The following is a 10,293-nucleotide window of genomic DNA, read 5'->3' as shown; positions in this document are numbered from 1 at the left end:
CCTACCGCCACCACCCTATCTCCTGTGTTCACCCCAACCCCCCCCCCCCCGGGCCGGGGGCCCCCCCGCCCCGCCCGCCCGGCCGCCGAGCGCGGTGCGGCCGCTCCGTCGGCACCGGGCGGCCCGGTGCACCGGGGCGGACCTGCGCACCTGGGGAGCTTTCGCCCTGCTCACCGGCCCGGTGCTGCTCGGCCTCGGCCTCTTCAAGTACCTCGCGATCGGCTGGAGCTTCCTGCTCAGCCTCAGCGAGGCCAGGGGCACCATCTCCCTGGGCCACTGGGTCGGCCTGGCCAACTACCGCGCGCTGCTGGCCGATCCCGCGTTCCGGGGCTCGCTCGGCCAGATCCTGCTGTTCACCGTCGTCATCGTGCCGGTGACCTTCGCCGCCTCGCTCGGCCTGGCCCTGCTGGTGCACCGGATCCGGCGCGGGCGGGCGGTGCTGCGCACCGCCTTCCTGATCCCGACCGCGGTCTCCTACGTCGCCGCCTCGCTGCTCTGGAAGATGTGCCTCTTCAACGGCCTGCCGTCGGGCATCGCCAACACCATCGGCCGCTGGTTCGGGATGTCCGCCGTGCCGTGGATCCAGACCACCCACCCGCCGCTGTACTGGATCGTGCTGGTCACCGTCCGGCTCTGGCTCCAGGTCGGCTTCTACATGGTGCTCTTCCTGGCCGGCCTGCAGGGCATCCCGCGCGACGTCCACGAGGCCGCGGCGCTCGACGGCGCGACCGGGCTGCGCCTGCTGCGGCGGGTCACCCTGCCCCTGCTGCGCAACACCTCGGTGGCGGTGCTGATGCTCCAGTTCATCGCGGCCTTCCAGGCCTTCGACGAGTTCTACAACCTCTTCAGCAGCGGGCTCAGCGGCAGCGGCACCGCACCCGTGCAGACACCGCTGGTGTACCTCTACAACACCGCGATGGGCGACCAGAACTACGGACTCGGCTCGGCGGGCGCCTTCCTGCTCACCCTGCTGATCGTGGGCGTGACCCTGGTCCAGGGCCGGATCACCGGCTTCGGCCGGAGCGAGGGGTGAGCGAGATGACGACCCGTCGAGACACCCTGCGCGCCCTGCGGCTGCCGGTCCGCGGCCTGCTGGCCGGGCTGCTGACGGCGGTCTTCCTGACGCCGTTCTACCTGATGCTGCGCAACGCGCTGATGGACACCAAGGGCCTGACCGCTCCGCACTGGACCTGGTGGCCGTCCACCCCGCACTGGGAGAACTTCACCGCACTGTTCTCCGACCCGACCCTGCACATGGGCCGGGCGCTCGGCAACTCGCTGCTGATCGCCGGGATCACCGCACCGGCCTCCACGCTGCTGGCCTCCGCCGCCGGGTACGCCCTGGCCCGGATCCCGGTGCCGGGACGGGGCGTCCTGCTCGCCCTGGTGGTGGCCACGCTGATGATCCCCGGCTCGGTCACCTTCGTGCCCACCTTCGTCGTGGTCGGCTCGCTCGGCGGGATCAACACGCTGTGGGGCATCATCGCCCCCGGGCTGTTCAACCCGTTCGCGGTGCTGCTGTTCCGCAACTTCTACCTGCAGTTCCCGAGCGAGATCGAGGAGGCGGGTCGGCTGGACGGGCTCGGCTGGCTCGGCCTGTACCGCCGGATCGCGCTGCCGTCCTCCGGGGCGATGCTCGCCTCGCTCGGCGCACTCGCCTTCATCGACAGCTGGAACGCCTTCCTGTGGCCGCTGGTGGTCGGACAGGACCCGTCCGCCTGGACGGCCCAGATCGCCCTCTCCACCTTCCTCACCTCGCAGACCATCAACCTGCCCGGCCTGTTCGCCGGCGCCGTGGTCACCGTCACCCCGCTGGTGGTGATGTTCCTCGTCGCCCAGCGCTACATCGTCGAAGGCATCGCCACCAGCGGCCTCAAGGGCTGAGTCGCCCCCACCAGCCCCGGACCGGTGGCCCGTTGCGGGAACCGCGGACCACCGGTCCGGTCAGCACCACCTTCCCCCATTCACTCCCTCGACCCCACTCCCCGGAGGGAACCCATGAGATCGCTCCCGCGCGGAAGAACGCGCCTGACCCGCCTGCTGCCGGCCGCCGTCGCCGTGTCGGCGCTGGTGCTGGCGGGCACCCCCGGTGCCGGCACGGCCGCCGCCGCGACCGGCTCCGCCGCCCCCACCGTGCTGACCGGCAAGCAGCTCGCCGCCTCCTGGCAGGGCCCGCTGAGCACCCGGGGCCGGTACATCGTCGACACCAAGGGCAACCGCTTCAAGCTCAAGGCCGGTAACTGGGACGGCTCGCAGAGCCACTACCTCGGCAACGGCGACCCGACCGACCCGGCGCACAACCAGGCGGGTGAGGTGTCGAACAACATCCCGATGGGCCTGGACCGGGTGCCGATCGCGGGCATCCTGGCGGACTTCCACCGCCTGGGCCTGAACAGCATCCGGCTGCCGTTCGCCAACGCGATGATCCACGACGACAGCACCGTGCCGGACTCGGCGGTGGCGGCCAACCCGCAGCTGCGGGGCAAGACTCCGCTGGAGGTCTTCGACGCCGTGGTCAAGGCGCTCACGGCCGACGGCTTCGCGGTGATCCTGAACAACCACACCACCAGCTACCACTGGTGCTGCGGACTGGACGGCAACGAGCGCTGGAACAAGGGCCAGTCCACCGAGGACTGGGAGAACGACTGGCTCTTCATGGTGGACCGCTACAAGAACAACAAGCGGGTGGTCGGCGCCGACCTGCGCAACGAGGTCCGCCGCGACGGCACCGACGACCCCAACTGGGGTTGGGGCAACGACAAGGACGAGTACGCCGCGTTCGAGGAGGCCGGCAACCAGATCCTCCAGGACAATCCCGACCTCCTGATCATCATGGAGGGCATCAACTGGCAGGGCATCCCCCAGGGCATGTTCCCGCACGGCCGCCCGCTGCTCACCCCGGTGCGCACCCTGTCCAACACCCTGATCGAGTCGGACAAGCTGGTCTACTCCGCCCACTTCTACGGCTTCACCGGCCCCCACCACACCGGTGCCACCGGTGGTTGGCAGAACGGCGAGACCGATGACCCGCGCTACCGTGACCTGAGCCCGGACGAGTTGGAGCAGGCGGTCAACGACGAGGCGCTGTTCGTCACCGAGTCCGGCCAGCACTTCACTGCCCCGGTCTGGGTCAGCGAGTTCGGCACCGCCGGGCGTGGTCAGGACGACAGCAAGGAGAAGGACTGGTTCCACCGGTTCACCGGCATCCTGGCCGCCAACGACACCGACTTCGCCATCTGGCCGCTGATCGGCTGGACCGACGGCGACGGCAAGCTCCAGGACAACTGGGCCGCGCTGTCCTACTCCGCCGGAGGCAAGCGCACCGGCCTGGAGGACGCCGGTGACTGGCGGACCGCTGACTGGAACAGGCTCGTCAACACGCCGGGAAAGACCGGCAAGGTGGACCAGGTCAACCACTGGAACATGCTGGCCACCAACGTCGCCGACGAGAACGCCTCCGCCACCATGAGTCGGCAGGGGGACTGGAGCGAAGGCTACCGGAAGGGCAACTGCCCCGACTCCGAGCGTCTGATCGCCCTCGGACGCAGCAACGGCACAGGTCTGTGCACCGACACCAACCAGCCCGCCAAGGACGACGGCGGCACCTGGACCACCGTCACCGACGAGACCTACGTCACCGACGGCGACTGGGCGGGCGGGTACAACAAGCTCCAGTGCCCCGACAACTCCTTCGCCGTCGGCTTCAGCGACAACGGCGGCACGATGGCGGCCCTGCTCTGCGCACCGGCCGCGAACCCGCTGCCCACCGATGGCCGCGACGTCTGGTTCGACCACGGCGACAACCGGCCCGCCGACGGCGGCTCGGCCGACAGCGACTGGGCGGCCGGCTACTACAAGGGCCAGTGCAACGACGACGAGTACGTCGCCGGCGTCGCCTTCACCTGGAAGTGGAACGAGCACGGCGTCCCGGACGCGCTGCTCTGCCGTCCGCTGAACTGATCCGCACCCCCACCCCCTAGGAGCACCACAGCCATGCCTCGACTGGAGATCGCCGCCGACGGGTTCCGTCTCGACGACCGGCCGTTCCGGATCGTCTCCGGCGGACTGCACTACTTCCGCGTCCACCCGGAGCAGTGGGCCGACCGGCTCCGCAAGGCACGGCTGCTGGGGCTCAACACGGTCGAGACCTACGTCCCGTGGAACCTGCACGCGCCCCGACCCGGCGCGTTCGAGCTGGACGCGGGTCTCGACCTGCCCCGCTTCCTCGACCTCGCCGCGGCCGAGGGCCTGCACGTCCTGCTGCGGCCCGGCCCGTACATCTGCGCCGAGTGGGAGGGCGGTGGCATGCCCTCCTGGCTGCTCGCCGACCACGACATCGAACTGCGCAGCCTCGACCCGCGTTTCACGGCAGCCGTCGACCACTACCTCGAAGCCCTGCTGGAAGCCGTCCGGCCGCACCTCGACACCACCGTCATCGCCGTCCAGTTGGAGAACGAGTACGGCGCCTACGGCAACGACCCCCGCTACCTCGCCGAACTGGCCGGCCTGCTGCGCCGGCACGGCGTCGAGGTGCCGCTGTTCACCTGCGACCAGCCCGCCGACCTCGGCCGCGGCGGCCTGGACGGGGTGCTGCGCACCGCCAACTTCGGCAGCCGGGTCGAGGCCGGCCTCACCGAGCTGCGCCGGCACCAGCCCGAAGGACCGCTGATGTGCACGGAGTTCTGGATCGGCTGGTTCGACCGCTGGGGTGGCACGCACGTCGTCCGCGACCCGGAGAACGCCGCCGCCGACCTGGACCAGCTGCTCGCCGCCGGCGCCTCCGTCAACATCTACATGTTCCACGGCGGCACCAACTTCGGCTTCACCAACGGCGCCAACGACAAGGGCGTCTACCGCCCCACCGCCACCTCCTACGACTACGACGCCCTGCTCGACGAGGCCGGCGACCCGACCTCGAAGTACGAGGCGTTCCGCCGGGTGATCGCCAAGTACGAGCCCGTGCCCGAGGAGGAGGTGCCGCCGCCCGGCGCGAAGCTGGCACCCGTGCGCGTCGAACTCGCCGAGCACGCGGCCCTGCTGGGCCAGGCCCACCGCCTCGGCGAGGCCGTCGCCGCCGGAGCGCCGCGCAGCATGGAGGAGCTCGGCCAGTCCTTCGGCTTCGTGCTCTACGAGACCCTGCTGCCGACCGCCGGCCCGGCCGTGCTGCGGGCGGACCAGGTCCGCGACCGGGCCCAGGTCTTCGTGGACGGTCAGCCGGTCGGCGTGCTGGAGCGCGAGGGCCGCGAGCTCGCGCTCGCCTTCACCGTGCCGCGGCCCGGGGCCCGGCTCACCGTGCTGGTGGAGAACCAGGGCCGGGTCAACTACGGACGCGCGATCCACGACCGCAAGGGCCTGCTCGGCGAGGTCCGCCTCAACGAGCAGCCGCTGACCGGGTGGAGCAGCCGCCCGCTCCCGCTGGACACGCTCGACGCACTGGAGTTCACCCGGGCCGCCGGGCCGGCGCCGGGACCGGTGTTCCGCCGCGGCCGGGTGGAGATCGCGCGGCCGGCCGACGGCTACCTCGCCCTCGGCGGCTGGACCAAGGGCCTGGCCTGGATCAACGGCTTCGCCCTCGGCCGCTACTGGTCCCGCGGCCCGCAGACCACGCTCTACGTGCCCGCGCCCGTCCTGCGCCCTGGCCGCAACGAGATCACCGTCCTCGAACTGCACGCCGCCACCACCGCGTGGGTGGAGCTGCGGGACCGGCCCGACCTCGGGCCGACCGAGGACTGACCCCGCCCTTCCCGGTGCAGGGGAAGGCCCCCGATCGTCCGCCGACCGCGACTCCGGTCGGCGGCGCGGGTCGGGCGGCGAGCCCGCCCGACCGTGTCACTCCGTGCCCCACCAGCGGAGTGACGAGCAGTCAACCCAGCACAGACGCTGTCCCCTCTCCGTTCCCCACCCGAAGGTGACTCCACGTCATGTCGATAGGTAAGAAGACCGCCACCGTCCTCGCGGTCGGCTCCCTGCTCGCCCTCGGCGGCCTGGCGGCCGCACCCACCGCGAGCGCCGCCGACGCCGGGACGGCTCCGCCCGCACCGGTCGTCACCGGCTCCGGCGGCGACCAGCTCGCCTCGTACGACCCGGCGACCGGCCAGGCCGTGCTGACCACCGGCACGGCCGCCCCGGCCCAGACCGCCGCCGGCACGAAGCCCGGCGCCGTCAAGGTCGGCCAGGTGATCGACAGCCCGCCCACCCCGGCGGCCCCGAAGGGCGCGCTGCTCGTCGTCACGGGCGCGCAGTCGGCCGCCGGCGGCCGGCAGGCCGTCACCACTCGACCGGCCGCCGTCACCGAACTGCTGGGCACCACGAACGCCGCCGTGCACGCCGCGGTCGCGCCGTCCAGCGTCCAGGTCACCCCGCAGGTGCCCGGGCTCACCGTCAGCTACGTGCCCAGGATCGACGGCGCCTCGGGCTCGGCCTCGATGAGCCTGAAGCTGAGTGCCGACACCGACCTCGACCTGCCGGGCGGCGGCTCGGCGGCCTTCTCCGGCTCCGTCAGCCTCGAACCGAGCATCGACTTCGACTACACGGGTTCCGCCTTCGACCTCCAGCGGGCGCACGTGGGCTTCCAGAGCGATGCCGAGGCGGACTGGCACGTCGCGGGCACGTTCAAGGGGCACACCGGCACCCTCAAGGTCCCGCTGGCGAGCCTGAAGGCCGCGCCGGTGGTCTGGGTGGGCGTGGTGCCGGTGGTCGTCAACGTGGACCTCACGCTCTACGCCGACGTCTCGGCCAACGGCACCGTCACCGTCGACACCGAGCAGAGCTACAGCGACACCTGGGGTGTGTCCGCCGACTACACCAAGGACGACGGTTGGGACTCGGGGACCGACCCCGGCGGCCCCGAGCTGTCGCCGCTGTCCGGTTCGGTCTCCGGCCGCGGGGACATCCACACCGGTCTGCTCACCGAGGGTACCGTCGCCATCTTCGACAGCCTGGGCGTGAAGGCGGACATCGAGCCCTACCTGCGCACGGTGGTCTCCGGCAGCGCCACCTTCGACGGCGACGGCGGCCTGACGTCCAAGAAGGGGTCGGTCCAGCTCTACGGCGGCGTCGACATCGGCGGCGCGCTGATGGCCCGCCTCCGGATCCTGAACACCACGCTGTTCGAGAAGGACCTGCCGTTCACCGTCTACCACGACGAATGGCCGGTGCCGCTCACCCAGGACTGACCCGGTCCGGGGCCGGCGGGGCAGCCCTGCTCCGCCGGCTCCCCGCCGGCCGTCGACCCTGACACACTCCTCCCCGTACGGAGATGCACGCCATGCACAGCAAGCGACGCCTCACCGAGGACCGGCTCGCCCGGGTGCTGAACGAGCGCCTGCGCCCCGCCGTCCACGGCCGCACCGTCCCGCTCCGGGTGGCGGTCTGGGACGCCCCCGGTGAGCCGGTGCCGGTGGCCGAGGCACTGGCCGCGCCCTACCGGCCGATCGAGGTCGGCCACCGCTGGGGGCCGGTCTGGTCCACCAGCTGGTTCCGGATCACCGGGCGGGTGCCCGACGAGTGGGCCGGGCAGCGGGTCGAGGCGGTCCTCGACATCGGCTTCAACAAGACCGGCCCGGGCTTCTCCGCCGAGGGCCTGGTGCACCGCGCGGACGGCACTGTGGTGAAGGCGCTGCACCCGCGCAACGCCTGGGTCACCGTCGCCGAACACGCGAGCGGCGGAGAGGAGTTCACCTACTACATCGAGGCCGCCGCCAATCCGGTGCTGTGCGACGACCACCTGCCCACCCGGGCCGGCGACCGCCCCGGGTGGCTCACCGCCGGCGGCGTCGACCCGGAGCCGCTCTACCGGGTGCTCCGGGCCGACCTCGCGGTGCTCGACCGCGGGCTCTGGGAGCTGGTGCAGGACTTCGACGTGCTCGGTGGGCTGATCCGGGAACTGCCCGAACACGACCAGCGCGGATGGCAGTTGCTCGGGTTCGTGGAGCGCGCGCTGGACGCCGTGGACCTGGGCGACCTCTCCGGCAGCGCCGCCGCGGCGCGCGCCGCGCTCGTGCCCGCGTTCGCCCCGCCGGCCGCACCGAGCGCCCACCGGCTCTCGGCCGTCGGGCACGCGCACATCGACACCGCCTGGCTCTGGCCGGTGCGCGAGACGGTGCGCAAGGTCGCCAGGACGGTCGCCAACGTGGTCCAGCTGATGGACGACCACCCCTCGTTCCGGTTCGTCATGTCCCAGGCCCAGCAGCTCGCCTGGCTCAAGGAGAGCCGGCCGCAGCTCTACGCACGGGTGCGCGAGAAGGTGACGGGCGGTCAGTTCCTGCCGGTGGGGAGCCTGTGGGTGGAGCCCGACACCAACATCACCGGCGGCGAGGCGCTGGCCCGCCAGCTGATCCACGGCAAGCGGTTCTACCTGGCGGAGTTCGGGGTCGAGACCGAGGAGATGTGGCTGCCGGACACCTTCGGCTACAACGCCGCGATGCCGCAGCTGATGAAGCTCGCCGGGGTGCGCTGGTTCCTCACCCAGAAGATCTCCTGGAACACCACCAACAGGTTCCCGCACCACACCTTCTGGTGGGAGGGCCTGGACGGCACCCGGATCTTCACCCACTTCCCGCCCGTGGACAGCTACAACTGCGAGGTCTCCGGCGCCGAGGTCGCTCTCGCCGTGGCCAACTTCCAGGACAAGGGCGCGGCCAGCTGCTCGCTGATGCCGTTCGGCTACGGCGACGGCGGGGGCGGCCCCAACCGGGAGATGCTGGCCCGGGCCGAGCGGCTGGCCGACCTGGAGGGTTCGGCCCGGGTGGTGATCGAGAGCCCCGCCCGGTTCTTCGAGCGGGCGCACGCCGAGTACCCCGACGCGCCGGTCTGGGTGGGGGAGCTCTACCTGGAGTTCCACCGGGGCACGCTGACCAGCCAGTTGCGCACCAAGCAGGGCAACCGCCGCAGCGAGCACCTGCTGCGCGAGGCCGAGCTGTGGGCGGCCACCGCGGCGGTGCGCACCGGGTTCGCCTACCCCTACCAGGCGCTGGACCGGCTGTGGAAGACGGTGCTGCTGCACCAGTTCCACGACATCCTGCCCGGCTCCTCGATCGCCTGGGTGCACCAGGAGGCGGAGCAGGCCCACGCCGCCGTCCTCGCCGAGCTCGACGGGATCGTCGGCGCCGCGCAGCAGGCCCTGGCGGGGGAGGGGCGGCAAGAGATCGTCTTCAACGCCGCGCCGTTCGCGCGCGACGGCGTGCCCGCCCTGGGCGCCGTGCCGCGCGGCGGGCCGGCGGCCCGGCGGGTGGCTCCGGTGCCCGAGGCGGACGGCTTCGTGCTGGACAACGGCCTGGTCCGGGTCCGGATCGACCGGCGCGGCCTGGTGACGTCGGCCCGCGACCTCACCGCCGACCGCGAGGCGCTGGCCCCCGGCACGGTCGGCAACCTGCTCCAGCTGCACCAGGACTTCCCGAACCAGTACGACGCCTGGGACATCGACGAGTTCTACCGCAACACCGTGCGCGACCTGGTCGAGGCGGAGTCGGTCGACATCCGCGACGGCGCGGTCCGGGTGGTCCGCCGGTTCGGCACCTCCCGGGTGGAGCAGGAGATCTCGCTCACCGAGGGCTCCAAGCGACTGGACATCGCCACCGAGATCGACTGGCACGAGACGGAGAAGCTGCTCAAGGCCGCCTTCCCGCTCGACCTGCGGGCCGAGCACTCCAGCGCGGAGATCCCGTTCGGCCACGTCCGGCGCCCCACCCACACCAACACCAGCTGGGACGCCGCCAAGTTCGAGTTCTGCGCCCACCGCTTCCTGCACCTGGGCGAACGCGGCTGGGGCGCGGCGCTGGTGAACGACTCGACCTACGGGCACGAGGTCACCCGGGACGTCCGCCCCGACGGCGGGACCACCACCACCGCGCGGCTCTCGCTGCTGCGCGCCCCCCGCTTCCCCGACCCCGAGGCGGACCAGGGCCACCACCGGCTGCGCTACGCGCTGGTGCTCGGCGCGGACATCGCCGACGCGGTGCGCGAGGGCTACGGCTTCAACCAGCCCGAGCGGGTGGTCACCGGTGCGGCGGCCGCGGTGGTGCCGCTGGTCGCGGTGGACAGTGACGCCGTCGTCGTCGAGGTGGTCAAGCTCGCCGACGACGGGTCGGGCGACGTGGTCGTGCGCCTCTACGAGGCCCTCGGCGGGCGCGCCGCCGCCGTGCTCGGCGCCGGTTTCCCGGTGGCCTCGGCGGCGGTGACCGACCTGCTGGAACGTGCACTCGAACCGCTGCACCCGACGGCCGACCGGATCGGGCTGACGCTCCGTCCGTTCCAGGTCCTGACGGTGCGGCTGCGGCGGCCGGACGCCTGACC

At 72.2% G+C, this 10,293-nt stretch carries 6 protein-coding genes; all 6 read left to right on the top strand.

The window, feature by feature from the left end; translation table 11 throughout:
- The first annotated feature begins 94 nt into the window (after nt 1-94).
- The gene (locus ACFW1A_RS32935) at nt 95-1,033 is read left to right on the top strand and encodes a carbohydrate ABC transporter permease (RefSeq protein WP_380415474.1); all 939 of its coding nucleotides are present in this window, start codon (nt 95-97) and stop codon (nt 1,031-1,033) included.
- A gap of 5 nt (nt 1,034-1,038) precedes the next feature.
- Entirely contained in the window at nt 1,039-1,884 is an 846-nt protein-coding gene (locus ACFW1A_RS32930; RefSeq protein ID WP_380415472.1) for a carbohydrate ABC transporter permease, read from the top strand.
- 114 nt (nt 1,885-1,998) lie between these two features.
- Nucleotides 1,999-3,960, top strand: a complete 1,962-nt coding sequence (locus ACFW1A_RS32925; RefSeq protein WP_380415470.1) for a glycoside hydrolase family 5 protein — start codon at nt 1,999-2,001, stop codon at nt 3,958-3,960.
- Between the two features lie 33 nt (nt 3,961-3,993).
- Nucleotides 3,994-5,733 (top strand): beta-galactosidase, encoded by a 1,740-nt coding sequence (locus tag ACFW1A_RS32920; protein WP_380415468.1) that lies wholly within the window; start codon nt 3,994-3,996, stop codon nt 5,731-5,733.
- A gap of 188 nt (nt 5,734-5,921) precedes the next feature.
- Nucleotides 5,922-7,175 (top strand): hypothetical protein, encoded by a 1,254-nt coding sequence (locus ACFW1A_RS32915; RefSeq protein WP_380415465.1) that lies wholly within the window; start codon nt 5,922-5,924, stop codon nt 7,173-7,175.
- A gap of 92 nt (nt 7,176-7,267) precedes the next feature.
- Complete coding sequence (locus tag ACFW1A_RS32910; protein WP_380415462.1) at nt 7,268-10,291, top strand: alpha-mannosidase; 3,024 nt, start codon at nt 7,268-7,270, stop codon at nt 10,289-10,291.
- Nucleotides 10,292-10,293: the final 2 nt, after the last annotated feature.

Source organism: Kitasatospora sp. NPDC058965 (assembly GCF_042741245.1).
Classification (GTDB): Bacteria; Actinomycetota; Actinomycetes; order Streptomycetales; family Streptomycetaceae; genus Kitasatospora.
Note: the sequence above shows the minus strand (reverse complement) of the source record. Positions and strands in the feature narration are given on the sequence as shown.

Bases quoted from the DNA above. Each gene is read 5' to 3' on its own strand.
- ACFW1A_RS32930 (WP_380415472.1), top strand. From the start codon at position 1,039: ATGACGACCCGTCGAGACACCCTGCGCGCCCTGCGGCTGCCGGTCCGC.
- ACFW1A_RS32925 (WP_380415470.1), top strand. From the start codon at position 1,999: ATGAGATCGCTCCCGCGCGGAAGAACGCGCCTGACCCGCCTGCTGCCG.
- ACFW1A_RS32920 (WP_380415468.1), top strand. From the start codon at position 3,994: ATGCCTCGACTGGAGATCGCCGCCGACGGGTTCCGTCTCGACGACCGG.
- ACFW1A_RS32915 (WP_380415465.1), top strand. From the start codon at position 5,922: ATGTCGATAGGTAAGAAGACCGCCACCGTCCTCGCGGTCGGCTCCCTG.
- ACFW1A_RS32910 (WP_380415462.1), top strand. From the start codon at position 7,268: ATGCACAGCAAGCGACGCCTCACCGAGGACCGGCTCGCCCGGGTGCTG.